Annotated in this window: 18 protein-coding genes and 1 pseudogene; 8 read left to right on the forward strand and 11 right to left on the reverse strand. The window is 63.6% G+C overall.

All coding sequences use genetic code 11. From position 1 onward, the window contains the following. The first annotated feature begins 50 nt into the window (after positions 1–50). From Pan44_RS17075 to Pan44_RS17090, 4 genes are all read left to right on the forward strand, one after another. On the forward strand, positions 51–3,143 hold the full coding sequence (locus tag Pan44_RS17075) for a DUF1553 domain-containing protein (protein ID WP_145031273.1): 3,093 nt from the start codon (positions 51–53) through the stop codon (positions 3,141–3,143). Positions 3,144–3,186: 43 nt separating this feature from the next. Then, positions 3,187–4,914 carry a hypothetical protein gene (locus Pan44_RS17080; protein WP_145031275.1) on the forward strand — a complete coding sequence of 576 codons (1,728 nt, stop codon included), beginning with the start codon at positions 3,187–3,189 and terminating at the stop codon, positions 4,912–4,914. 38 nt (positions 4,915–4,952) lie between these two features. Then, entirely contained in the window at positions 4,953–6,365 is a 1,413-nt protein-coding gene (locus Pan44_RS17085) for a DUF1501 domain-containing protein (RefSeq protein WP_197453408.1), read from the forward strand. Between the two features lie 151 nt (positions 6,366–6,516). Beyond that, the gene (locus Pan44_RS17090; protein ID WP_145031280.1) at positions 6,517–7,668 is read left to right on the forward strand and encodes a hypothetical protein; all 1,152 of its coding nucleotides are present in this window, start codon (positions 6,517–6,519) and stop codon (positions 7,666–7,668) included. A 391-nt stretch (positions 7,669–8,059) separates the two neighbouring features. Here the strand turns inward: Pan44_RS17090 and Pan44_RS17095 are convergent, their stop codons facing one another. From Pan44_RS17095 to murQ, 6 genes and pseudogenes are all read right to left on the reverse strand, one after another. Then, complete coding sequence (locus tag Pan44_RS17095) at positions 8,060–9,070, reverse strand: NAD(P)(+) transhydrogenase (Re/Si-specific) subunit beta (protein ID WP_145031282.1); 1,011 nt, start codon at positions 9,068–9,070, stop codon at positions 8,060–8,062. Between the two features lie 52 nt (positions 9,071–9,122). After that, complete coding sequence (locus tag Pan44_RS17100; protein WP_145031284.1) at positions 9,123–9,449, reverse strand: proton-translocating transhydrogenase family protein; 327 nt, start codon at positions 9,447–9,449, stop codon at positions 9,123–9,125. A gap of 79 nt (positions 9,450–9,528) precedes the next feature. Beyond that, positions 9,529–10,416 carry a DUF72 domain-containing protein gene (locus Pan44_RS17105; RefSeq protein ID WP_145031286.1) on the reverse strand — a complete coding sequence of 296 codons (888 nt, stop codon included), beginning with the start codon at positions 10,414–10,416 and terminating at the stop codon, positions 9,529–9,531. Between the two features lie 26 nt (positions 10,417–10,442). Then, a complete protein-coding gene (locus tag Pan44_RS17110; protein ID WP_145031288.1) occupies positions 10,443–11,066 on the reverse strand; it encodes a non-canonical purine NTP pyrophosphatase in 624 nt (207 codons plus the stop codon). Positions 11,067–11,077: 11 nt separating this feature from the next. Next, on the reverse strand, positions 11,078–12,034 hold the full coding sequence (locus Pan44_RS28310) for a BadF/BadG/BcrA/BcrD ATPase family protein (RefSeq protein ID WP_390620645.1): 957 nt from the start codon (positions 12,032–12,034) through the stop codon (positions 11,078–11,080). 51 nt (positions 12,035–12,085) lie between these two features. Beyond that, positions 12,086–12,985 (reverse strand): annotated as a pseudogene (gene murQ / locus Pan44_RS28315) (N-acetylmuramic acid 6-phosphate etherase); the annotation flags it as partial. Between the two features lie 112 nt (positions 12,986–13,097). On the opposite strand from murQ, the gene Pan44_RS17120 reads away from it, so the two are divergent. The 3 genes from Pan44_RS17120 (at position 13,098) to Pan44_RS17130 (ending at position 18,181) form a co-directional block, all read left to right on the forward strand. Next, the gene (locus tag Pan44_RS17120) at positions 13,098–14,612 is read left to right on the forward strand and encodes a sodium:solute symporter (protein WP_145031293.1); all 1,515 of its coding nucleotides are present in this window, start codon (positions 13,098–13,100) and stop codon (positions 14,610–14,612) included. After that, entirely contained in the window at positions 14,609–16,939 is a 2,331-nt protein-coding gene (locus tag Pan44_RS17125) for an exo-beta-N-acetylmuramidase NamZ domain-containing protein (protein ID WP_145031295.1), read from the forward strand. Before Pan44_RS17120 ends, Pan44_RS17125 begins: the two co-directional genes overlap by 4 nt. Positions 16,940–17,014: 75 nt before the next feature. Next, positions 17,015–18,181 (forward strand): exo-beta-N-acetylmuramidase NamZ family protein, encoded by a 1,167-nt coding sequence (locus Pan44_RS17130; protein ID WP_145031297.1) that lies wholly within the window; start codon positions 17,015–17,017, stop codon positions 18,179–18,181. A gap of 47 nt (positions 18,182–18,228) precedes the next feature. On the opposite strand, the gene Pan44_RS17135 is transcribed toward Pan44_RS17130, so the two are convergent. The 5 genes from Pan44_RS17135 to nusG all read right to left on the reverse strand — a co-directional run bounded on the left by Pan44_RS17135 (position 18,229) and on the right by nusG (position 23,658). Continuing rightward, positions 18,229–19,116, reverse strand: a complete 888-nt coding sequence (locus tag Pan44_RS17135) for a TIGR01777 family oxidoreductase (RefSeq protein ID WP_145031298.1) — start codon at positions 19,114–19,116, stop codon at positions 18,229–18,231. A gap of 144 nt (positions 19,117–19,260) precedes the next feature. Then, complete coding sequence (locus tag Pan44_RS17140) at positions 19,261–19,512, reverse strand: hypothetical protein (protein WP_231754085.1); 252 nt, start codon at positions 19,510–19,512, stop codon at positions 19,261–19,263. Between the two features lie 188 nt (positions 19,513–19,700). After that, on the reverse strand, positions 19,701–21,356 hold the full coding sequence (locus Pan44_RS17145; RefSeq protein WP_145031302.1) for a serine/threonine-protein kinase: 1,656 nt from the start codon (positions 21,354–21,356) through the stop codon (positions 19,701–19,703). A gap of 33 nt (positions 21,357–21,389) precedes the next feature. Continuing rightward, a complete protein-coding gene (locus Pan44_RS17150) occupies positions 21,390–22,862 on the reverse strand; it encodes an oxidoreductase (RefSeq protein WP_145031304.1) in 1,473 nt (490 codons plus the stop codon). A gap of 103 nt (positions 22,863–22,965) precedes the next feature. Beyond that, positions 22,966–23,658 carry a transcription termination/antitermination protein NusG gene (gene nusG, locus Pan44_RS17155; RefSeq protein WP_145031307.1) on the reverse strand — a complete coding sequence of 231 codons (693 nt, stop codon included), beginning with the start codon at positions 23,656–23,658 and terminating at the stop codon, positions 22,966–22,968. 113 nt (positions 23,659–23,771) lie between these two features. On the opposite strand from nusG, the gene Pan44_RS17160 reads away from it, so the two are divergent. Continuing rightward, on the forward strand, positions 23,772–24,584 hold the full coding sequence (locus tag Pan44_RS17160) for a tetratricopeptide repeat protein (protein ID WP_145031310.1): 813 nt from the start codon (positions 23,772–23,774) through the stop codon (positions 24,582–24,584). The last annotated feature ends 12 nt before the right edge of the window (positions 24,585–24,596 follow it).

Raw genomic sequence — 24,596 nt, forward strand, 5'->3', positions numbered from 1 at the left:
CCCTGGCAGTACCTTGGAGAGGTCACTTTCGTCTGATTCGGGGGCTTTCGATGCGACGTGTGTTCGGAGGTTTCGGTCTCGTCCTCGCGTGCGCGGCTGCGATGCCAGCGCTTGCAGACGCCGCCGACCTGCGCTTCAATCGCGACATCCGCCCGATCCTCTCCGAGCACTGCTTCGCCTGTCACGGTCCGGATAGTGCGAGCCGCAAGGCAGACCTGCGCCTCGACCGCCGCGCTGCGGCGGTCGAACTGGGAGCGATCGTTCCCTCGAAGCCGGACCACAGCGAATTGGTCCGCCGTGTGTTCTCATCGGCTCATGATGACGTGATGCCGCCGCCGGAAACGAAGCGGACGCTCACGGCCGGGCAGAAAGAACTCCTGAAACGCTGGGTGGCCGAGGGGGCCGAGTACGAATCGCACTGGTCGTTTCTCCGCGTGCCGAAGGAGGTTCCGGTTCCCGTGTCGGTCGAAGCGAATGACTGGGGGCGGACGTCGATCGATGCGTTTGTTCTCGACCGACTCCAGGAGGAAAAACTCCAGCCAGCTGAAGAGGCGACGCGCGAGAAATGGATTCGCCGGGTGTCATTCGACCTGACCGGCCTGCCGCCAACGCTCGCGGAGATTGACGCGTTTCTCGCAGACGACTCGGCCACCGCATTCGACAACGTGGTCGATCGCCTGCTGGCCTCTCCGGCGTATGGCGAGCGGATGGCCAACGACTGGCTTGACGTCGCGCGCTATGCCGACACCTTCGGCTACCAGGCCGACCGGAACATGCACATGTCTCCCTGGCGGGACTGGGTGATCCGCGCGTTCAACGAGAACCTCCCGTACAGCGACTTCATCGTCTGGCAGCTGTCTGGCGACATGCTGGAGAATCCGACGCGCGATCAGCGCCTGGCGACCGCCTTCAACCGCCTTCATCGACAGACGAACGAAGGGGGGAGCATCGAGGAAGAGTTTCGAGTCGAGTATGTGGCCGATCGCGTCCGTACGATGGGCTCGGCGTTCCTGGGGCTCACGTTCGAATGTGCCCGCTGTCACGACCACAAGTATGACCCGATCACGCAGCGTGAGTACTACTCACTGACCGCGTTCTTCAACAACATCGATGAGCACGGGCTGTATTCGCACTTCACCGAGACCGCCCCGACGCCCACGCTGTTGCTCTACGAGGGAGACCAGCAGTCGAAGCATCGCGAACTGCTCGCCCGCATCGCCGCTGCGGAGGAGCAGCTACGCGAGGCGATCGCGCAGGCGTTCAAGAAGCCTGCCCCCTTGCCTGCCGACGCGATCGCCGCTCCCGATCCGGAGAAGGTGTACACGTTTGACGACGTCCCAAACGGCGGTGATTTCCGCGGCGTCGAAGGTCATGCCGGACGGGCGATCGAGTTCGGGGGGGACGACCAGTTCGTCTGCAAAGAAGCTCCCCAGCTCAGTCGCTCAGCGCCGTTCAGCCTGTCGCTGTGGGTGAAGCCGGGCCCGCATGGCCCGCGGCAGATCGTGTTTCACCAGTCGCGCGCGGCCGAGGATTCGGCGTTCCGTGGCGTTTCGCTGACGATCGACAATGGCCGTCCGACGTTTTCGATGGTTCACTTCTGGCCGGGCAACGCCCTTCAGATCCGGACCCAGGCGCTGCTTGCCCCTGAAGTGTGGACGCAGCTGGTCATCACGTCGGACGGAAGCGGCCGGGCGGCCGGCACGACTTTCTATGTGAATGGCGTGGCAGCCGAGGTCGAAGTCGTCGGCGATCGCTTGACCCGCGATGTGATCCACCGGGCCGAATGGGGCGACTCCGAGGCCAAATCGATCCCTTTCGCGCTCGGCGCGCGGTTTCGAGACCTCGGATTTAAGGGAGGATGTGTTGATGAACTGGAGTTCTATTCCGTCGCACTGACGGAGGCCGAGGTCGCGTTCGTGTCCGGCCGGGCGGACCTGATCAATGATTCACAGCGGCAGGACCACCATGCGCGACGCATCGACACGGACGTCGTGAAGATCGAGGCCGAATTGCGGGCGCTGCGTGTCGAAGAGAACACTCTCATCGGCAGGGTTCGCCAGATCATGACGATGCAGGAGCTTCCGTCCGACCGAAGGCGGCTGACCTACCGGCTCGACCGCGGCGCGTATGATGGGCGGGCTGAGACGGTCGTCCCGGCGACGCCCGTGGAAATCTTCACGCTCCCCGAAGGCTCGCGAACTGATCGACTCGGCTTCGCCCGTGCGCTCATCGACGATCGCAACCCGCTGACCGCGCGCGTCGCCGTCAATCGCTATTGGGCGATGTTCTTCGGGACGGGACTTGTCGCGACGACCCAGGATTTCGGCAGTCAGGGGGAGCCTCCCTCGCATCCGGAGCTTCTCGACTGGCTGGCCCGTGATTTCATGGATCACGGGTGGAATGTCCAGCGGCTGTTTCGACAGATCGTACTTTCCGCGACGTATCGCCAGTCGTCGACTCCGCGCGACCCGAAGCTCTACGCAAGCGATCCTGCGAATCGGCTCCTCGCGCGCGGGCCGCGGCATCGTCTTCCGGCCGAGCAGATTCGCGACAATGCGCTCGCGATCAGCGGGCTGTTGAAACCTCGCGTGGGCGGCGACAGCGTATTCCCCTACCAACCGGCTGGCCTCTGGGAAGAAGCGGGCACCGGGAAGTCGTATTCGCAGTCGCACGGTGACGATCTGTACCGACGGAGCCTGTACACATTCTGGAGGCGGACATCCCCGCCGCCGACCATGACGGCGTTCGACGCCCCCTCGAGAGAATACTGCGTCATCCAGCGCGAGCGCACTGCCACGCCCCTCCAGGCGCTGACGCTGCTCAACGACCCGCAGTTCGTGGAGGCCGCCCGAGTGCTGGCGTCGAACGTGCTCTCGACCATGCCGCGCAACGACGATGCCGGGCTGGTCCGCGTCTTCCGTTGGACGACCAGCCGGCAACCCACAGTCACGGAGCAGGAGATTCTGCAGTCTCTCCTTGCGGCCGCTCGAGTGCAGTTCGCAGGGAACGAAGATGCGGCCAAGGCGCTCGTGTCTGTCGGTGAATCTCCGGTAGACAAAGCGTTGGAGGTCGCTGAGCTTGCCGCTTGGACATCGGTCGTCCAGTCATTGCTCGGCTTTGACGAGTGTTTGACCAAACGCTGAGGATCCAGGCAATCTTTCTCTGCCGTCGATGCAGGGCTAACGAATGGACGACTTTGAACAGAAAGCGGCGAAACGCGTTGTGAAGAAAGTTGCTGCGACTCCAGAGGAGTTCGCGCTCGAGAAGATCGCCAAAGACCTTCGGCAATGTGCTCCTGACGATCTCGAGTGGTTGCGGAGACAGCTTCAGAAAAGGCTCAGCGAGGCGCCTCCGAGTTTCGTGCGGCCGTACCGGTCTGCCGAAATTCTGAATCACCTTGGTGATCCCGCTTGCGTGCATTTCCACATTCAGCAGCTGCTGCGACCTGTGACCTCGATCGAGTTTGCACGATCGCTTGGGGCTCTCGAAGACCGACGGCGGGCAGAACAGTTGGCTGGCCCTGGAATCAGCGACGAAGTCCGTCGATCGCTCCTCTTCAGCTTCGAGAAGCGACTCACGTCGCACGATCACCATTGGCGCGGGATCCCCGAGCAACTCCTCTCGTTGTGTGAAGTCTGGGCAGTCCCGGACATTCCGAGCATGCTTGTTGGACTTTGGAACGAGAGTGCGTCCCTTGAAGTGCTGGAACGTCTTTGCCGTCCTGAAGTGCTTCCATTGCTGACGACTGCACACGTTGCCGCCGTGGTGACGGCATTTGGTTCGTCGGCGAAGGGTTTCTCGGAGTGCCGTGAGTTTCTCAGAATGTGTGCGGTGCTCTGCCATTCCGAATTCGAGGATGTTCGTGTCGCCGCCGCCAGCGCCGCCGATCAGTTGTTGCCCCTCGATGGCATCTGGCGCAATGAAAAACACGATGTTCTGCCGTACCGCAAAGTCTGGTCGTCGGAGCTGACAGGATTTCTTCAACGACTGCTGGCGAGGGACCCCTCACCCGTTCACGCCGCCCATGCAGTCCGCCTCTTGGCCGAGTTCAAGCCGGAGGCCGTCGTTGCCCTCGGCGACTCTTTCAGGCTCGACCCACAGCAGCGGATCGATCTCTGCGAGCGGATCGCGCTGCGGCTCAACGGATCAAAGGACAAGAAGGCACTCCGGTTCATTCAGGAGGCAGCCAAGCTCGATCCGCCCGAGCGGCGACTGCGGTTCGCGTTCATGTGCAGGATGGTCGGAGGGGCAGCGGCCTCTGAGTCGACGGTCGCTTCCCTGTCCAATTCGCTGAGCCAGTCAGACCGCAACCTGCTCGACCTTGCGCCGGATGGAAACGCGGTCGCCCCATTCGACCAACTGCTTCGCGACGCGGGTTTGCTGAAGAAGACTCTCAGGAAACCTCTGCCCGAGTGGACGGATCGGCCCCCGTACTCGGCTCGACACTGGACACTCAACAGGATGGAGGCGCTCGGGCTGGCTGTACCCATCTGGTTTGAATGTGATCAGAAAGTTGGCCGCCACGATCAGGCGATGCTCAAGCTTGCGAGGTTACTCAAGCCACAGCTTGGAAAAGCGACGGCGAAGCAATCGCTCCAAGCTCACCGCAACCAAATGGTGCTCTTGTCGGTCTCCTTTGAGTGCGAGCGAGGGTTGTGCACACTGGATTTTGAAACGTCGGAAAAGTGCTTGAACGTCAGTCCGCTGTACAATGCGATTAACTGGATGCTGCATCGGGAGAAGCTGCCCGAGCGAATCGTGCCAGTTGAGGAGGCGTGTTACGTCGCTGGAGTTCCGGAGCGAATTCACGAGCTCGGCGAACGTTTTGGCTGGAAGATCACGGAGCCGATGAAACGGATCGCCGAAGGACACCTGAAGGCGATTGAATCGAAGGACTGGAAGGCGTCGACATGAACGCCGCCTCGCTGGAGCCGCACTTGTCAATTTCTTCGATGAACCGTCGAACTCTCTTATCCACGATTGGTGGCGGACTCGGTGCGATCGCCTTGTCGGATCTGCTCTCTCCGCCTGCAGCGGCCGGACTCGCGACCGCTGGCGTAATCGCGAAGCCGCATGTCGAGCCTAGAGCCAAGCGAGTCATTTACCTCTTTCAGAGCGGCGGCCCCTCGCAGCTCGAAATGTTCGACTACAAGCCGCTGCTCAGCGAAATGTGGGGTCAGAGCCTCCCCGACTCGGTCCGCAAAGGGCAGCGGCTCACCGGCATGTCGGCGAACCAGGCGGTACTGCCACTGGCCGGATCGATCTTTCCTTTCAAACAGCAGGGAGCCGCCGGGACATGGGTCTCGGACCTGCTTCCGCACACGGCGAAGGTCGTCGACGACATCACGGTGATTCGCTCGATGTTCACCGAGGCGATCAACCACGATCCGGCGATCACGTTTCTGCAGACCGGGAACCAGATCGCGGGCCGGCCCAGCATGGGGGCGTGGATTCAGTACGGCCTCGGGAGCGATAACGCGAATCTTCCGGCGTTCGTCGTGCTGATTACACGCGGCAAGGCCGATCAGCCGCTTTACTCCCGGCTGTGGGGGGCCGGATTTCTCCCCTCCGAATATCAGGGGGTGCAGTTCCGGTCGGGGAAAGACCCGGTCCTGTTCCTGAATAATCCTCCGGGAGTCGACGCCGCCGGCCGGCGGTCCCAGCTGGATGCCCTGAACGAACTGCACCGTCTCGAGGCCGCCGCGACGCAGGATCCCGAAGTGGAGGCGCGGATCGCGCAGTATGAAATGGCGTTCCGGATGCAGTCGAGCGTCCCCGAGGCGACGGATCTCTCGGGCGAACCGGAGCATATCTTTGATCTCTACGGTCCCGACTCCAGAAAGCCCGGAACCTTTGCGGCCAATTGCCTGCTCGCCCGGCGCCTGGCCGAGCGCGGCGTGAAGTTCATCCAGCTCTACCACCAGGGGTGGGATCAGCATGGCGGTCTGCCCAAGGGGATTGCCCGGCAGTGCGAAGAGACCGATCAGCCTTCGGCGGCCCTGCTCCAGGACCTCAAACAGCGCGGCCTTCTCGATGACACGCTCGTGATCTGGGGCGGGGAATTTGGCCGGACGAACTACTCGCAGGGGAAGCTGCAGAAGGACAACTACGGCCGCGATCACCATCCTCGGTGCTTCAGCGTCTGGATGGCCGGCGGCGGCATCAAAGGGGGGACGGTGTACGGCGAGACGTGCCCTTTCGGCTACAACATCGAGCGTGACGGAGTGCATGTTCGCGACTTCCATGCGACCGTCCTGCATCTTCTGGGAATCGATCACGAGCGACTGACGTTCAAGTTTCAGGGGCTGAACGCCAAACTCACCGGTGTCGAACCGGCGAAGGTCGTCCGCGGCGTCCTCGCCTGATCTTTCCGGCGTTCGGGGAAGTTTTTCGTGATCAAATCGAGTCCGCGCTGCGTTTGCCCTGGCGCTCGATGTTCGCCGGCTGCGGACGAACGCTATCCTGTGCAGTCAGAACGCCATTGATCCTTCGAGTCGTCCCCGCCGACGGAACGCCGTGAGCCACGACCCGCCTCCGTTTCCAGCCGAACGCCCGGGGCATCGTCCCACGCCTGCCGGCGAGGCCATCGATGACGGCAAGGGACGCATCTTCCCGTGCGAGGAATGCGGCGCTGACGTTGAGTTTCATATCGGCAGCCAGGCGCTGAAATGTCCCTACTGCGGGCATGTGAAGCCGCTCGACCTCGACCCCGAAGCGCAGATTCGCGAGCAGAATTTCGACGCGATTGTCGCCCGGGCCGAGGAACAGCACGAGGCCGACCGGCACGACGAAGAGGGGCAAAGCGAGGTCCGGTGCGAATCGTGTGGCGGGACGGTCGTGTTCTTCGGCACCCTGACCAGTTCGGCCTGTCCTTACTGCGGCACTCCCATTCAGCGGGACAGGATCCACTCTGCGACGCACCGGATCCCTGTCGACGGCGTGATCGCCTTTCAGATCGATCGCGAGCGGGCCGGCCGGAATCTCGCCGACTGGGTGCAGTCGCGATGGTTTGCGCCGAACGCGTTCAGAAAGCAGGGAGTCAGCGGCAATTTCAACGGCGTCTACCTGCCTTACTGGACGTTCGACACCTTGACGTACAACGCCTATTCCGGCGAGCGCGGCGACGCCTATTGGGTGACGGTCGGCAGCGGGCAGAACCAGCGGCGCGTACGACGGGTGCGCTGGAGTTCGGCCTCCGGCCGGTTCCAGAGGTTTTTCGACGACGTGACCATTCCTGCTTCGCGGGGGCTCGATCTCGACCGCCTTGTCGCACTCGAGCCCTGGCCTTTCGGCACGATGCTGCCCTTCACGCAGCAGGTCCTCGCAGGCTTTCTGGCCCGCACTTACGATATTCCGCTGAAGGAAGGTTTCGTGATTGCCAAGGAGCGTGTCGACTCGGCGATCGCCGGAGAGGTGCTTCAAAGAATCGGCGGCGACGAACAGCGGATCTGGTCAATCCAGTCCCGGTACGACGCGATCACGTTCAAGCACCTGCTGCTGCCTGTCTGGTTGATGACGTACCGGTTCCACGACAAGCCTTTCCGCGTTTACATCAACGCGGCGACCGGCGAGGTGCAGGGAGACCGTCCTTACAGCTGGGTGAAGATCACCCTGGCTGTGCTCGCCGCGCTGATCGTGGCCGCCATCATCGCATCGGCTCAGCAATGATCGCCGGCCAGGTCGTCTGGCCATTCCTCCGCTCCGCGGTCTCGAAGCCTTGTCCGCCAGCCCTGGTGGGGGCTCTTTGCGGCGGCGTGATGCGAGATGTGTGACGACCTGTGACGGAGACCTGTGACAGCAGAAAATGGTCTGAACCATTGGGAATTGCTGACCTGTGACACCTGTGACATGTGTGACAAGTTTTTGAGGTCTTCTGCGCTTCGTCTCGCCGGGTGGATCACTCGTCAGTCCTGAATTGCCAAAGAACGAGCCCTCTCCCAGTCCGGGAGCGGTTGCGCGCGGGGCCGGATTTCGCGTATCGGGCCACCAGGGGCGCTGGCCAGGTTTCTGTGGGGACGCTTCTCAGCGGCGTGACGGCAGAGTTTGAAGAGCCCGACCCTTAAAGAATCGGAGCGTCAGGATCCGCCGTGACTCGAGGCGGGGGGGGAGAAGAAGCCTGAGGAGCGTCCTCTGCGGACTCTTCCGGTTCCGAGGCGGTCGTCCTGGACGACTCGATTCCACGAACCAGGCCGAGAAGTGAGACGTTCAGCGACCGGCTGACCGACTGGGCCACCACCGCCCCGCCCCCTGCGACCAGCGCTCCGGCCGTCACCATCAGCAGGTTGCCGACGACAAGCCCGGACGCGGCCAGCGAGAAACCGGACGCCGCGACGCAGGCGGCCAGAACGGGGGGGACGTCGACAATCTTCAGGTGAATTGTCAGGACGTATCCGAGCGCAAGCGCTGCGACCAACAGCAGCCACAGAAACGTCTCGGTGCCCGGCCACGCCGTCAGCAGGACGCCGAGGAGCAGACAGACAACAACAAGGGCCAGTTGGGGTTTGGCCGGGTCTTCCAGCTTCGGAAGAGCCTTCCTGAGTGGAGATCGCGCGAGCTTGAGATAGGAAATCACTCCCGCTGCGGCGATCGCGCCGCCGAACGCCGCGGCCATCGAGGCGGCGGCCGCGATCGTCCACGGGATCTGCAGTTCGACCGTCACTTTTTCATTGACGCGGCGCATCTCTTCGCTGAAGCCTTTCCATTTCTCGTCGACGGCTGCGAGGCCTGCGTCGTAGAACGCGCCGATGTTGTGGATGCTCGATCCGGCGATGAGCGCCGTCGCGAATCCGATTGCGGCGACGAGCAGCGCAATTCGGCCGAGTGCGTTCTCCTGGTCGGCCCTGAGACCGAGGAACGCCCCAAGCCCGATGCCGACGCCGAGCCCTGCCAGCGCGCCGACGATCGAAAACAACCCGCCCGCCGTCAGTGTGGCCAGGATCGCCAGCAGAACTCCCGCGCCCCCCAGTATGTTCCCCAGGCGGCTGTGCCCCGGCCTGAGGAATTGCCAGATGCCGGCCAGCATCAGGCCCGAGGACACCAGGTAAATGAAGTCGATCAGGGTGGACGTCATCGGGAGGACACCAGTCGGAGAAGCGGCCGGAAGAGGCGGAATGAACGCAGTCTCAGGGGGTCTCTTTGGTCGTCTGCCCTTTGACGAGCGTGTGTGTCGTCAGGAACCCGGCCACGGCGGCGGTCGTTGCCAGCGCGACGGCAATCACTCCCGCTGTCCGCCCGAACAGGCCGCCCGAGCCGGCGGCCACCACGATCGCGCCCAGGGCGCCGGCCCCGGCGAGGCCGACAAGCAGACTCAGACGCGCCGCCAGTGTCTGGGCGGTGGTCTCGCTGAACAGTTTTGCGCCGATGAGTGCGGCCAGGAGAAAAATCGTCAGCGCCGCGATCAATGGATCGGCGAACCCGCTGGGGCCCGCCAGTAGCAGTGGGAATCGCATGATGGCTCTCGAGAGGTCGAGTCTGGAAGTGCTCAGTCTACTCTACCGCCCGCGACTCCCGGGACGCGATCCAAGTCTCTCAAAACAACGTTTGCTGCCGCGGAGCCTGCAGCTCCGCCCGGCCGGGCCAGGTGGGAAGCGGCGCCATCTGTGGGAGCCGGGCCCGCAGCAGGTCGTGGAACGTTTCCGCCATGTCAGCCGCGAAGGCGTCATCCGGAGCATGAGTGAAGACGTACGGTTCAAGCCCCGACCGGATCCAGCCGGAGACGGTGTCCGCCCAATCGGTCAACCACGGGATGGTCTGATCAACTTTGTCGCGGCCAACGACGCGGACCATAGGCCGCGGGCCGGTGACCGTCGTCCGGAACGGGGAACGAGGCTTGCGGGTCTGAGAGGCTTTCTCGGCCTCCGTCACTGGCGGGCTGGAATAGAGGGGCCGGCTGTCGAACAGCACGCGGTCGACTCCGCGTTCCATCAACAACTGGTCCAGCGCGGTTTCCGCTCGGCCTTGGTCGAAGTAGTCGCGATGACGCACTTCCACCGCGTAGGGGAAGCCGGCGGGTAACCTTTTCAGGAACGACTGCAGTTTGGGGAACTCGCTGGCGTCGAAGGTCGGCGGCAGTTGCAGGAACGACGGGCCCAGCCGATCGGCCGCCTGCAGGACATCAAGGACCTGCAGGAACGCGCGGGTCTCGACCGTGCAGTCGGTGAGTCGGCGCTCATGGGAAACCGCTTGAGGAAACTTCAACGCAAACCGGAATCCCGGCTCCGTCTCAGCGGCCCAGCGGCGGGCCGTTTCAACCGAAGGCAAGGCGTAGAACGTGGTGTTGCCTTCGACGGTGGGAAAGACTCTCGAGTAGTCGCCCAGCCATTGGCTGCGGGGCGCCTTCGCCCGGTAGACCGTTCCTTTCCAGGCGGGGCTCGTCCAGACGGGACAGCCGATGAAGTATGGGAGACGCTCGGACATGCGGTGCGACGTTGGCGTCTGGCGTTCTACGGGCCGAGCCGTTCGAAGAGCTTCTGCAATTCGGGGATCAGCCGCCGGAACGCGCGGGCCCGGTGGCTGAGGTACTTTTTCACGATCGGGGACAATTGCCCGAATGTTTCGTGGTATTCCCGAACAAGGAAATAGGGGTCATAGCCGAATCCGTTTTCTCCCCGCGGCTCGGAGATGATCCTGCCCCGGCAGGTGTCCTCGAACGACAGGTGAATCTTTCCCGTCGGGTCCGCGACGGCGACGTGACACACGTATCCCGCGCCGCGGCGCGCGTCGGGAACGCCTCGAAGCGCCTCCTGCAGTTTGAGGTTGTTTTTCTCGTCAGTGGCTCCCTCCCCGCTGTATCGCGCCGAGAGCACTCCGGGATCACCGTTGAGCGCATCGACCTGCAGTCCGCTGTCTTCCCCGATCGCCCACTGGCCAGTCGCGATGGCCACTTCGCGCGCCTTCTTGGCCGCATTGGCGGCGAAGGTCTCGCCGTCCTCGTCGACTTCGCCCACACCCGGGAATTCCGCCACCGATTTCAGTGGGAACCCATAGGGCGCGAGCAGGTCGCGGATCTCGCCAGACTTCTTCAGATTCCGGCTGGCCAGTACCAGGAGAGGGGATTTCGCAGACATCAATCGTGAGTTCAGGCCTGGGGCTTGGCGGACAGTGCATGTTGCGCCGCCAGGCGGAGGGCGCCAGCGACAGGTGCGGCAACGAGAACCACCTTCGAGGGCAACATGCCCCCCTCTTCCAGCCGCTTGAGCACGCCGACCCGCAGGTATTGCGAATTGACGATCAACCCGCCGGCGAGCGCCAGCGGATAGTTCTTTGGTTGCGGGCCCATCAGCTGCACGCCGACGGTCGCCACCATCGTCGCAAGGTCCAGAATATTTTCGTCCACGATTTCTCGGGCTCTTTCATCGCCCTCCTGCGCCGACGCCAGGACGACGCTCGCCATCCCGGCGATCCACGTGCGATCTTCGGCCTGTTCGTAAAAACGCTGGATGAAGTGCGCGGTCGAATTCACCTGCAGCCTGTTCTGGAAGCCCCGGGTCATGCTTGTGACCGGCCCTCGCCCATCCACGGCCTTCAAGGCGGCGCGAATTCCCTCGAGGGCGATGTGGTAGCCGCTTCCTTCGTCACCCAGCAGGTATCCGAACCCGCCTGCGCGAGCGGAACGGCCGTCCTGGGTTTTCCCGTAGGCGAGTGACCCGGTTCCGGCGACGAGTGCGATGCCATGACCATCAAGTCCCGGAACTGACAGAAGAGGCGCGACGTCATGCGTGACGTGGATGAGGTTCGCCAGACGCCGCTGGTCGATCCACGTCCGCAGACGCTGCTGTTCCGAGTCACGACCGGCCCCGGCCACTCCCAGGCAAATCGAAGTTGCCGGCCGCCGGGAGAGACCGGCTGCATGGAAGGCACGAGTGACCGCGAGTTCGATATTCCCGGTCGCGGCCGCCCACCCGAGCGAGTTGGGATTGGAACCTCCGGCTTCGCCTTCGCCGATCGGCTTGAGATCGTTGAGGTCGCTGCCGTCGGCTGGAAGCCGGGCGATCCACGCGAGTGTCTTCGACCCACCTCCGTCGACGCCGATCACGAGACGTTCGCCCGCGGTTTCGGAGGTGACGGTGATCTGAGGCTCTGAGAAGTCTGGAGCCGACTCCAGGGCCCCGCGGAGCTGACCTCCGGCCTGGCCCAGCAGCCCGCGGGCCTGAACTTCGTCGACGCCGTGCCGCTGCATGACGATGGCGGCCTTCACGTCGCCGTGGCTCATCTTCAGCAGTTCGGTCGCCCTTTCGGGAGCGACGTCGGCCAGCGTCGCCACGATCCGGCGAGAGCGTTCCTGCAGCTTGAGATTGGTGGCCGACAGGTCGACCATCAGGTTGCCGTAGGTCTTCCCAAGGCGAATCATCGTCGCCGTGGTCAGCATATTGAGGATCAGCTTGGTGGCGGTTCCCGCTTTCAGACGGGTTGAGCCGCTGACCACTTCGGGCCCGACGACCGGCGCGAGCATCAGCCGGGAGACGGCGGTCAGTTCCGACTCTGCATTGCAGGCCAGGCCGATGGGAAAGGCACCGACTTCGGCCGCGTACTTGAGCCCGCCGATGACGTAGGGGGTGCGTCCGCTGCTGGCGATGCCGACCACGACGTCGTTCGGTCCGAGCGACAGTTTCTTGAGATCCTGCACCGCCAGGTCGGGGTAATCTTCGGCCCCTTCAATGGCCCTCGTCAGCGCGGCTGGACCTCCGGCGATGACTCCGACAACCTGCCAGGGCGGAGTGTTGAATGTCGGAGGGCATTCCGATGCATCAAGGACGCCCAGGCGTCCGGACGTTCCCGCCCCGATATAGATCAGGCGCCCGCCAGAACGCATGCGGTCTGCGATGACGTCGATGGCCGCGGCGATCTGATCGGCAATGAGCGCGATGGCCGGGGCGATGCCTGCGTCTTCGGCGTTCATGATCCGCACGATCTCCGCTGACGACAGGCGGTCGATTTCACTCGAAGCCGGGTTTCTTGCTTCGGTCGTCAGTTGATGGAGACTCATGCGTTGCCTCGGTATGTCATCCGCGCCAGAATCAGCACCCTAGTAAACGATTGGCACTCGGACCTGCAAGCCAGGGGCGAGACCCGCCCTGCAAGCAGTCGTCCCGGATACGATGAACTCTTCCCTGACCTTTCTCGACCTGATCGTCGCTGCGATCTATCTGCTGCTGAGCGTCGCCATCGGAATGTGGATGGGGCGCAACAACCGCAACATTGACGACTACCTGCTCGGCGGACGGAACATGTCGTGGTGGGCGATCCTCGGCTCGATCGTTTCCACCGAGACGAGTGCAGCGACGTTCCTGAGCGTTCCCGGACTGGCCTATGCGCAGGGAGGAAACTTCAGCTTTCTGCAGCTGGCCTTCGGATACATCCTCGGGCGGATCGTCGTCACGATGTTCCTGCTCCCGCTGTATTTTCGCGGTGAGCTGCTGACGGCCTACCAGATCCTGCAGACCCGGTTCGGAATCTCGACGCGGCGGATCGCTTCGGGAACGTTCCTGGTGACGCGAAACCTTGGCGACGGCCTGCGGATGTTCCTCACCGGACTCACGCTGCACCATGTCACCGGCTGGTCGATGACCGTCTGTATTCTGATCGCCGGCGGCGTCACGATTCTCTACACGCTCTATGGGGGACTGCGGTCGGTCGTCTGGAGCGATTGCATCCAGTTCGTGATCTACATGATTGCGGCCGCGGTGACCCTCTGGATCCTGATTGATCGCATTCCCGGCAACTGGGCCGGGCTCATGGAGTTTGGCCGGGAGAATCAGAAGTTTGTGCTGTTCGACTGGAGCTGGGACTGGTCGAAGCCGTTCACGTTCTGGGCCGGCATCGTGGGCGGGATGTTTATTACGCTCGGATCGCACGGCACCGATCAGATGATGGTGCAGCGCTGCCTGGCGGCTCCGAACTGCCGCGACGCCGGGAAGGCGATGATCGCGAGCGGACTCATCGTCTTCTTCCAGTTCGCAGTGTTTCTCCTGATCGGAACGGCCCTGGCCGCGTTCTTTCACAGTCATCCTCCGGCCGCGGCGCTGTCGAAAGACGAGTCGTACCTGGCCTTTATCATGCAGGAGCTGCCGTCCGGGCTGAGAGGACTGACATTGGCCGGCATTTTCGCGGCGGCGTTTACCGGCTCGCTGAATGCCTGTGCCTCCACGCTGATCGGTGATTTCGGAAGCCTGTTTCGAGTCGATCGCCTGTCGGAATCGCAACGGGTGACGCTCAGTCGTGCCGCGACTTTTGTATTCGGCATCGTCCAGATGATCGTCGCGCTGATTGCCGCGGCCCTCGCCAGTGACTCAAGTCTTGTCGAGAACGTCCTGGCGGTGGCCGGACTGTCGGCCGGCGTCCTGCTGGGAGTGTTCATTCTCGGGCAGTTGCCGCTGCGCGTGACTGAGCCGGGCGCCATTGCCGGCATGGCGACGGCGCTGATCGTCGTTTTCGGCGTCTGCATCGAAACCAAGATGCCGCACCTGATCGGCTTCGAGAAGTCCCCCTTCCCCATTGCCTACCCGTGGTGGCCGGTGATCGGCAGCGCGCTCACAGTGTTTGTCGGAATTGCAGCTTCGTACGTCAGCCAGCGCGCCACGACGGCCGCGGCAGCCGAGGAATCAGTCGCATGATGAAGTCGCGGACCTATGTTCGGTGCTGGATGGCGCTCGTGGCCGGAGTGTGCCTGTGCGTTTCGTCGCAGCTTCTCGCCGCTCCCCCGAAGCTGTCGGTCGTCGACCCGGCCGATGTCGGCATGGACGCGAAGCGTCTTGCGGAGATCGACCGGATCGTGGAGGAAGGACTGGCCAGGGGCAACATGCCTGGGGCGGTGGTTCTCGTCGGCCGGCATGGCGGCATCGCCTTCCGGAAGGCCTACGGCCAGAAGCAGCTGGAGCCCGAGAAGGCTCCGATGACCATCGACACGGTCTTCGACATGGCGTCGATCACCAAGCCGATGGCGACCGCGACGAGCGTCATGAAGCTCATCGAAGAGGGGAAACTGGGGCTGGATGATCCCGTTTCGAAATACATTCCGGAGTTCGCGGCGAACGGCAAGGACGTCATCACGATCCGCGACCTGCTCACTCACCAGAGCGGATTGATCGCCGACAACTCCATCAACGACTACGCCGGAACGCCGGAAGAGTCGTACAAGAAGATTGCGGCGCTTCCTTTCAAGGAGCCGCATCGTTCGAAGTTTATCTACAGTGACGTCAACTTCATCACTCTCGGCCGGATTGTGGAAGTGGTCTCGGGGCAGGACGTCAACAAGTTTGCCCGGGCGACTTTCTACGAACCGCTGGGAATGAGCGAAACCGGCTACCTGCCGGATGACGACCTGAAGAAGCGGGCGGCGCCGACGGAGAAGCGTAACGATGCCTGGATGCAGGGAGAGGTCCACGACCCCCGCGCCTATCGGCTGGAAGGCGTCGCGGGCCACGCGGGCCTGTTCTCGACGGTGCAGGACATTGCCGTCTACGCCCAGATGATGCTCAATGGCGGGGAGTATGGCGGTGTCCGGGTCCTGAAGCCCGAGACCGTAAAGCTCATGACGACTCCAAACCCGCTCCCCGGCGGGCGCGGAGTCCGCGGACTCGGCTGGGACATGCGGACCGGGTACTCGATCAATCGGGGTGATCGGCTGTCCGACAAGGCGTTCGGGCACGGCGGATTCACCGGAACCGTGCTCTGGATCGACCCTGAACTCGACCTGTTCTTTGTGTTCCTCAGCAACCGGGTCCATCCGAACGGAAAGGGGAGCGTCAACCAGCTTGCCGGTCGCATCGCGTCCACCATCGGATTGTCGATCACCGATGCCGAGGTGCCGGGCAAGGTCCTGACGGGCCTCGATGTGCTGCGTCGTGACCGCTTCGAGCCACTCAAGGGGCGCAAGATCGGCCTGATCACCAATCAGACCGGGATCGCCAGCGACTGGACGAACGAGGTCAAACTGCTGCACGAAGCGAAGGAACTGGAACTCAAGGTGCTCTTCAGCCCCGAGCACGGCTTCCAGGGGAAGCTCGACCAGTCGAACATCGGAAATTCGAAGGACGAAGCGACCGGCCTGCCGGTGTTCAGTCTCTACGGTGAAACCCGCAGTCCCACGACTGAAAGCCTGGCCGGTCTCGACACCATCGTGTTCGACATCCAGGACATCGGCGCCCGCTTCTACACCTATCCTTCGACGATGGCGAACGCGATGCAGGCGGCCGCAAAACACGGGCTGAAGTTCGTCGTGCTCGACCGCCCCAACCCGATCAACGGGGCCGATGTGGAAGGGCCGGTGCTGGACGAAGGCAAGCAGACGTTCATCGGCTTTCACACGCTCCCCATTCGTCACGGCATGACGGTTGGCGAACTTGCCCTGATGTACAAGGAAGAGAAAGGCCTCACGCTCGATCTGCAGATCATCAAATGTGAAGGCTGGAAACGGGGCGACTACTTCGACGCCACCGGGCTTCCCTGGGTGAACCCCTCTCCGAACATGCGGAATCTCTCCGAAGCCCTGCTCTATCCGGGCGTCGGGATGGTCGAATACACGAACGTCTCCGTCGGCCGCGGAACGGATCGTCCGTTCGAACTGTTCGGGGCGCCCTGGCTCGATGCCGTGAAGTTCGCTGCGGCGCTCAATGCGGCGAAGCTCGAAGGCGTGCGTTTCATGCCGGTGAAGTTCACTCCGACGGCCGCGAAGTTTCCCAAGCAGGAATGCCAGGGGGTCGACATCATCGTCACCGACCGCCTCAAGCTGAAACCTGTGCGGCTTGGCCTGACGCTCGTGCAGGTGCTGCGGCGCGACTACCCGAACGACTGGAAACCGGACGGACTCGAGAAACTGCTTCTGAACCAGGCGGCGCTGGATGCGCTGCTTGCGGGAAAAACGCCCCTCGACGTCGAAGCGGCCAACGAGGAAGCCCTGACCGGTTTTCTGCGTCGCCGCCAGTCGTTCCTGATCTACTGACGCGCCACGCTTTTTCAGCTGTGTGCGACTGCCCCGGTTTCTACGGCGATCCTGCCTGAGACGTTGTTACTGCACATGTCCGAACTTCGCATTGGCCTCGAGCGTGTGCAGGAATCGTGCTTCGATCCAATGCGCGGAGCACAGATCGGCCTGGTGATGAACCAGGCGTCTGTCGATCGATCATTCCGCTATTCGTACGACGTTCTCGCCGCTGAGGGGGGCGCGAAGATCCGCGCGATCTTCTCACCGCAGCACGGCCTGTGGGGCGAAGAACAGGCGAACATGATCGAGACGCCGCACGGGCACACGCGGCTGCCGATCGAAGTCCCCGTGTTCAGCCTGTACAGCGAGACGCGGCGTCCTGCGCCGAAGATGCTCGAGGGGCTGGATGCTCTCGTCATCGATCTCCAGGACGTCGGCACTCGAATCTACACCTACATCTGGACCATCACCCACTGCCTGGAAGAATGCGCCGCGCGCAGGCTGCCGGTGGTGCTTCTGGATCGCCCGAATCCGCTTGGCGGCGGCGTGGTCGAAGGCCCGGTGCTCGATCCCGCATTCCAGAGCTTCGTCGGCCGCGCGCCGATTCCGATGCGGCACGGGCTCACGCTGGGGGAACTCTCCAGCCGCCTGAATCGCTCAATGGGCATCCACGCCGATCTGACGGTCATCGAGTGCACCGGGCTCGACAAGAACTCGCTCTGGCCGGACCTGAAACGTGACTGGATCATGACGTCGCCCAACATGCAGCGCTGGGAGACTGTTGTGGTCTATCCCGGCCAGGTGCTGCTCGAAGGGGCCAATCTTTCTGAAGGCCGTGGCACGACCCTCCCGTTCGAGTTCTGCGGCGCTCCCTGGATCGACCCGTTCCGCCTCGCCGATGTCCTGAACGAGCAGCAGCTTCCCGGCGTCTCCTTCCGCCCGGTGAAGTTTCGTCCGACATTCGACAAATGGGCCGGCCAGAGCTGTGGTGGGGTGGCCTTCCAGGTCACCGACGTCCACGCGTTTCGGTCGTACTCCGCCACGCTCCACCTGTTTGCGGCCGTCAAATCGCTCTATCCCCGCGACTTCGACTGGCTCCCGCCGCCGTACGAGTACGAGCGCATCAAACCGCCGATCGACATCCTGTCCGGATCCTCGGCGCTCCGGGAATGGCTCGCCTCCGAGAGCGCAGGCCTGGTCCCGCCGATGGAACTCATCGGCGACCGGTCCGCTCAGGCCTGGGCCCGCGAGTCCGAGTGAAGCGTCCCTGCCTCTCGAGGGAGGCTTCGACGCGGATGCGACGTGATCTATCCCTTCAGCAGGGCCGTCAGCGCCCCCTTGAGATCGGGGTGCATGTATTCGTATCCGGCCGACTGCAGCCGGGTCGGCACCACGCGGGTGCTCGAGAGAATCAGTGAATCCGCCATTTCTCCGAGGGCGAGGCGGGCCGCGAATGCCGGCATGGGGAGGAACGTCGGCCGATGCAGGACGCTTCCCAGGGCACGTGTGAACTCCGCGTTGGTCACCGGCTGCGGGGCGACCGCGTTCACCGGGCCGGAGAGTTCGGCATGCGTGAGCGCAAAGAGAATGACCCGCACTGCGTCGTCGAGCGTGACCCAGCTCCAGTACTGTTTGCCATCTCCCATGTTCCCGCCGACGCCCAGCTTGAACGGCGTCAACATCGCGGCCAGAGCGCCGTCTTCCGGAGTGAGAATCATCCCGAAGCGCAGCAGGACGGTCCGTACGTCCGCCTTCATGGCCGCTGCTTCCCATTGCCGGCAGACGTCCACAAGAAACCCTTCCCCCGCTGCGCTCGATTCACTCAGCGCCTCACTCCCGCGATTCCCGTAGATGCCGATCGCCGATGCCGTCACGAACACGTTTGGTTTCCCGGACGAACGGGCGATCGTGTCCGCCAGAAGTCCGGCCGTCTGAACGCGGCTCTCCAGAATCCGTTTCTTCTTGGCGTCGTTCCAACGTCCCTTGCCGATGTTGTCGCCGGCCAGGTTGACGACGGCGTGTACCCCCTCCAGGACGGACGGATCGAGCTTTCCAGCGGCGGGATCCCAGAAGCGCTCGTCGGCCGATGTCGGCTCACGACGGACCAGCCGCGTCACACCATGTCCGGAAGCCCTCAACAGCCGCATCAGGTGCCGACCGACAAGTCCGCTCGATCCGCTGATCAGGACGTTCATCTCATACTCCTCGCGCCGGGCCGCCAGTCCCAAGTGTAGGCGATTGCGAAATGAAATCGCCCCTCGCATGAGGGGCGACTCACCGATCGGGAACCGACATCGGGCCGGGATGACAACCGATCTTGTCGCCGGTTCTGCGAGGTCTTATTTCGCGAGGAGCAGCGATCCGCGGGCCACGTGGCACCAGCGGCCTGCGTAGAGGGGGACGGCGTCGCGGACCGGGCGCGGGCTTGCTGCCGGACGGCGGAGCTTCATGTCGGTCGCCCGCATGTTCAGCGCGGCCAGACGGCGTTCGAGCGTCGATTCACGGACCGCCCACTCCATGCTCGAATCGCGCACCGCCTGTTCGGCGGCGGCCAGTTCGTCGCGGAAGGCGTTCAGGGATGGGATGGTCATGGGGGCGGACATGGCAACCTCGTGGGCATTCAGGATGCGGGGCGGCATCGGCAGATTCCGCCGAATCTTGATATCGCCCATGCGGCGAGCGAAGCTTCAGTGTCTGGAGGAAACAGCGAAACTTTTCCGATCGCGGGCTGCAGGCTGGCCGCGCAAACCTTGCGGCCGGGAACCCCGGCACACGCCCGTCAATTGTTCTCCGGTGTCCCCAGGCACCGCCGCTGGTAAATCCGGTCCAGCCGTTTGAACCGGTGCACCTGATACGAGACGTTTGCCCCGACGCTCGCCAGCAGAGCCGCGGTGATGAAGGGAAAGTGGGCCGGGGCCTCGCCATGCATCGTGGGATGCAGACCCCTGAGCACGAAATAGCTGGCGACGCTGAGAGACGTCATCCACCAGATCAGTCGCACCTGGAACCACAGCCCCGCCCCCGAGATCATCACGGCGTATCCGACGAGCAGCATGTCAACGGGCCAGCCCCAGTTGACCGACAGGTTCAGCAAGACCGTGTAAAACACGACGTCCATGGCCGTCCAGCAGTAGCGGGCCACGTCTTGGGCCCATCCCGTCCTCAGCCAGTACTGCAGGACCCAGCAGAGCGCCGCCCACACTCCAAACAATCCCATGACGGTCGCATGTGACGCGGCATCGACGGGCGTCAGCAGCGCCCGCACCTGCACGATTCCAGCCGCCAGCGCCAGGGCCAGCCAGTGCGATGCGAGTGCCGGCTCGCGCCGCAAAGACTGCCGGACACGGTGCTTCAGGTCGGTCGTCGGAAGTGTGATCGGTTCGCCGTCCGCGAAGCGCTGGAGGTCGTCCGCGAGTGCTCCGGCCGACGCATAGCGCAGGCCTGGCGATTTCTCCAGGCACCTCAGGCAGATCCGCTCGAGTTCCGGTGGAATGTTCCGGTCAATTTTCCGGGGGAGCGTCGGCTCCGTTTCAAGAACCGCGAACAGCGTGTTGAGCGGGCCATCCGACCGAAACGGCGGCCGGCCGGTCAGCAGCTCGTACAGGATGGCCCCCAGGCTGAACACATCGCTGAGGGACGTGACCTGCGCGCTCTGTCCTTCCGCCTGCTCGGGCGACATGTAGTTGGGCGTGCCGATGATCGTCCCGCTCAGCGTCGCGTCTTCCCCGGCCGAGAACACCTTTGCCAGCCCGAAATCGCTGACGTGGGGCACTCCGTGCGAGTCGATCAGAATATTGGACGGCTTGATGTCGCGATGGACGATTCCTTTTTCATGCAGGTAGTGGACGGCCCGGGCCACCTGCTCCATGAAGGTCGCCGCCGCGGCAGGCGTGAACGGGCCTTTTTTCAGGGTCTCGGCGAGGCTCGGCCCGTCGATCAGGTCCATCGTCAGGTAATGCAGGCCCTCGCATTCGCCCGCATCGTGAACGCGGGTGATGTTCGGGTGGATCAGCCCCGCGGCCGCCCGGGCCTCCAGGTAGAACCGTCGCACCTCGTCGACCGACGCCAGGTCGCTCGACCGGATCGTCTTCAGCGCCACATCCAGCTTGAGAGTGCGATGTCGCGCCTGGTACACGACTCCCATCGCGCCGCGTCCCAGCTCCTTGACCAGGTCGAAGTGGCCGAGTGTTTTCCTTCGCAGGAGCGAGGAATCTGAAGCCGCGCTTGCCGGCCTGGGGCGCGCGAGGTGGGCCAGGTCATTGAGTCCGTCGAGGCAGTCGAGCAGCCGTGAGAGTTCCGCATTCTGGAACTCCTCGGGGAACAGCACCTCAGTGGAACCGCCCGAGCCTCCGCATCCCCCTTCAACGTAACGATGCAGCAGCTCGAACAGGCGCTGCTGTCCAGCGTCGTCAGGCTCGGGCTTGGCAGGATCCATGTTGACTCCCGGGCCGATTCCGCCGGCCCACGTTCACTTGCCTGCTTTGACCTTCTTGAGCAGGTCGAATTCGGGACGCTCTTTGTAGTAATCATCCAGCGGATAGCACCCGGAGATCATGCCGTTGCGAGGGGCGGTGGTGCAGTCGCTGAAGGTGCGGCAGATTTTCTTGTCCGCCGCGTAATCTTCTCCACGGAGAATTTTCGCCGGCAGCGTCCAGTCGCTGAGGACAAGACGCCCGATGCCGACGGAATCGACCCAGCCCTCCTTGACCACGGCCTCGGCCACATGAGGCAGATACTCCTGGAAGTAGGAGTAGGCCGTTCCGACCAGCACGACATCGGGAAGCGACTGCTTGATCTGGCGCACCGCATCGATCTGGCGGACGCACCCGACGATCGGATCCTCGGGCGGCTGATAGCCGTCCGAAGGGGGATAGAACGCGGGCCGCTGGATGTGCGGGTTGTAATAGGGGGAGCCGGCCGTCAGGTTGAACAACCTCACGCCATGCTCGTCGCGAAGTCGCTTCAGGAGTGCCAGCGGTTCCGTAAGGTCCATTTTCAGAGCGTTGTCGGCCCGCGCCCCGAACGCCGGATAGTGTTCGACCGAGCAGGTCTCCGGAACGCCGGTTCCCTTCTTCCGCGCATCCCCTTCCCCGGGCTTCGGTCGGAATGCAGGCTGGTCGAACAGCGACAGCCGGACGCCGATTTCCAGCCCCGGGCACTCCGAGCGAATGGCGCCGATCACTTCGCGCAGCAGCCGGGTCCGCCCCTCGAAATCGCCCCCGTATTCTCCAGGCCGGGTGAAGCCCGACAGGAACTCGTGCATCAGGTAGCCGTGGCAGGCTTTTACATCCACAAAATCGAACCCGACTTGCTCCGCCGTTTTCGCGGCCGCGACATAGGCCTCGACGAGCCCCGGGAGTTCATCGTCCCGGAATACGCTGGCGTCGTCCGTCACGCCGACCCGCGCATCGAGCACCGGATGCCGGTAGGCTACGCGCGATTCGAACGTGTCGTTGCGGGTCGGCTTGCAGAAACGTCCGCTGTGAGTGAGCTGCAGGCCGACAATAAGGTCCTCCGTCGACGAGGGCCCGAACGAAGCCTGGTGTTCCTGTCGCAGACCGTGCAGCAGTTCGCGCAGCGGCTCGATGTCGTGCGGGCGATGCGTGAGCTGCCTCGGGTTGGCCCGCCCGTCGGGACGGATGGCGAATGCCTCACAGCCCCAGATCAACTTGCAGCCGGAGGCCCCGAAGTTTCTCCAGCGGCGGCGCATCATCTCCGTCGGCCGGCCATCGGTTTCGCCGTCCCACCCTTCCATCGGATGCACGCACCAGCGGTTGCCGATGACGCGCCCCTGAAGTTCCAGCGGAGCGGCCAGCACCGAGCCTTCGGCGGCCGACTGCGGACGCTCGGCGACCGGAAGCTTCAGCCCCAGTGACGCGAGGTGTTGCTGAAATGCGGCCACGGTTTTGTGGCCGCCAACGCGGGGATAAACAGCGGCCATGACGTCGGTTCAACCAAAGGAGCTCGGCGAAACACCCTGAGCCCGTGTTGTCCCGTGTCTCGGATCGACGGTCAATGCCCGACCGAGGTTCCGAGGCTCCCGGCTACAGCCGCTCGACTTCCCAGTCCGGCAGCTCGATCGATGCTCCCTGCTGGAGAAAATCGACCATGACGAGCAGGCGCGACATCCCGTGCCGTTTGAAGACCAACCCTTCCAGGCCCATCATCGAACCCGATTTGATCCGCACCCGATCGCCCGCCTCGATTTTTGCTTCGGGCGTGACCTGCACTCCGGTGTCGATCAGCGCCCTGATCCGCCTGAGGTCGGCGACGAACATCGACTCCGAAGACACATCGAGGCTGCGCGAGACGCAACCCGTCGCCAGCGCGTCGTACCGTTCCGTCTCGGCGCCGAACAGGAACACGTAGTTGGTGAACAGCGGGAGGTAGCTCGTCCGCTGGCGGCCGGCGGGGGAGCGGTAGCGGTTTTCGACGATCGGCGAATAAAACGGTGCCCCCTTGGCGACGAGCCGACGCATCAGCTCCTTCTCCATCCGCGACCGTGTATAGAGCACCCGCCAGAGCCGCCCGGCATCTTTTCCTTCGACCTGGAACTCTTCTGTGAGGAGCGCGTCCGGAAAGAGGCAGCGTTCAGGGCCAATCAGCGGCATCGTGGCCGTAATCCCATCGAGGCAATAAGGAACCCGGAAAACCGGGGAAGTCGGAAGCGCTTCGGAATCCTGACACCCGGGGGAGAGGCTTTCAACCTGAAGTGGCGAATCGATCGCAATCTTCATCCCGTATTGACAAAACGCGATATTCAGGCAAAATGGCGAACGTTCCGGCTCAATGTCCGGGACGTCGCACTCTCTCTCGCTTCTCGCCGCCTCTCTCCGCACGGAGAGCGGGTATGGTCACATCGGCTGGCGTCACGGCGGTTTCACATCTGTTCGCCAGGCGGTTTCTTCGTCTTGCGCTCGAAGCAGAAGTTCGCGCCGAGCCAAGACTGGCCCGAGCTCATTTCCTCACCGCCATCCGCCACGATCCGACTCCGGAGGCGAGCCTCGAATTCGGCCGCTTTCTCGCAGACGCCGGGCAGGTCGAAGACGCCCTGCTCGTCCTGCAGGATGGATGGCAGCTGGCCCTTCGCCGCGGCCGATTCGAGGAAGTCGCCCGCTGTTGTCGCCGGCTCGCCGAAGTGTCTCTGCTGAACCAGGACGAACCGCAGGCCCGCCGCTTTGTGCAGCGCGCGGCGGCCGCCGAGATGTCGGCCTGGGGGGCCGACGAGGCGAGCTTGAGTTCCGAACAATTGCTGATCGAATCGGAATTCGCGGCCCGCGAAGGTGACCACACGCGAGCGGTTTCGCTGGCGCAGGGAGCGCTGGCCGTCGCGTCCTCTTCGCATTGCTGCACCGTGCTTCGCCATCTCGCACGGCTCGCCGTCCTCCAGGGGACCCAGGAAACGGCGGCGAAGCACCTTCTCGCCGCGGCTCGTTCCGCGCGTGAGCAGAAGAACGACCGCGACTATGCCGAATCGTTTCTGGAACTCGCTCACCTGCTGCGAGCGATGCGGCGGGGCAAGCTCGCCGTGAAGTGCTACCGGATGGCAGCGGCCTGGTTCGAACGCTGCGGCCGCCTGAAACTGGCGAAAGTTGCACGCCGCCTGTGGACGCAGACGGCCGCCCTCGAACGTCAGGCCGTGGGAGATCCGCGCTGGAACTGAGCCCCGGTTTGC

Origin of the sequence: Caulifigura coniformis (assembly GCF_007745175.1) — a bacterium.
Lineage (GTDB): Bacteria > Planctomycetota > Planctomycetia > Planctomycetales > Planctomycetaceae > Caulifigura > Caulifigura coniformis.

Bases quoted from the DNA above. Each gene is read 5' to 3' on its own strand.
- Pan44_RS17160 (WP_145031310.1), top strand. From the start codon at position 23,772: ATGGTCACATCGGCTGGCGTCACGGCGGTTTCACATCTGTTCGCCAGG.
- Pan44_RS17150 (WP_145031304.1), bottom strand. From the start codon at position 22,862: ATGGCCGCTGTTTATCCCCGCGTTGGCGGCCACAAAACCGTGGCCGCA.
- nusG (WP_145031307.1), bottom strand. From the start codon at position 23,658: ATGAAGATTGCGATCGATTCGCCACTTCAGGTTGAAAGCCTCTCCCCC.
- Pan44_RS17130 (WP_145031297.1), top strand. From the start codon at position 17,015: ATGTCCGAACTTCGCATTGGCCTCGAGCGTGTGCAGGAATCGTGCTTC.
- Pan44_RS17120 (WP_145031293.1), top strand. From the start codon at position 13,098: ATGAACTCTTCCCTGACCTTTCTCGACCTGATCGTCGCTGCGATCTAT.
- Pan44_RS17080 (WP_145031275.1), top strand. From the start codon at position 3,187: ATGGACGACTTTGAACAGAAAGCGGCGAAACGCGTTGTGAAGAAAGTT.
- Pan44_RS17145 (WP_145031302.1), bottom strand. From the start codon at position 21,356: ATGGATCCTGCCAAGCCCGAGCCTGACGACGCTGGACAGCAGCGCCTG.
- Pan44_RS17085 (WP_197453408.1), top strand. From the start codon at position 4,953: ATGAACCGTCGAACTCTCTTATCCACGATTGGTGGCGGACTCGGTGCG.
- Pan44_RS17135 (WP_145031298.1), bottom strand. From the start codon at position 19,116: ATGAACGTCCTGATCAGCGGATCGAGCGGACTTGTCGGTCGGCACCTG.
- Pan44_RS17125 (WP_145031295.1), top strand. From the start codon at position 14,609: ATGATGAAGTCGCGGACCTATGTTCGGTGCTGGATGGCGCTCGTGGCC.
- Pan44_RS17075 (WP_145031273.1), top strand. From the start codon at position 51: ATGCGACGTGTGTTCGGAGGTTTCGGTCTCGTCCTCGCGTGCGCGGCT.
- Pan44_RS17140 (WP_231754085.1), bottom strand. From the start codon at position 19,512: ATGACCATCCCATCCCTGAACGCCTTCCGCGACGAACTGGCCGCCGCC.
- Pan44_RS17105 (WP_145031286.1), bottom strand. From the start codon at position 10,416: ATGTCCGAGCGTCTCCCATACTTCATCGGCTGTCCCGTCTGGACGAGC.
- Pan44_RS17110 (WP_145031288.1), bottom strand. From the start codon at position 11,066: ATGTCTGCGAAATCCCCTCTCCTGGTACTGGCCAGCCGGAATCTGAAG.
- Pan44_RS17095 (WP_145031282.1), bottom strand. From the start codon at position 9,070: ATGACGTCCACCCTGATCGACTTCATTTACCTGGTGTCCTCGGGCCTG.
- Pan44_RS17100 (WP_145031284.1), bottom strand. From the start codon at position 9,449: ATGCGATTCCCACTGCTACTGGCGGGCCCCAGCGGGTTCGCCGATCCA.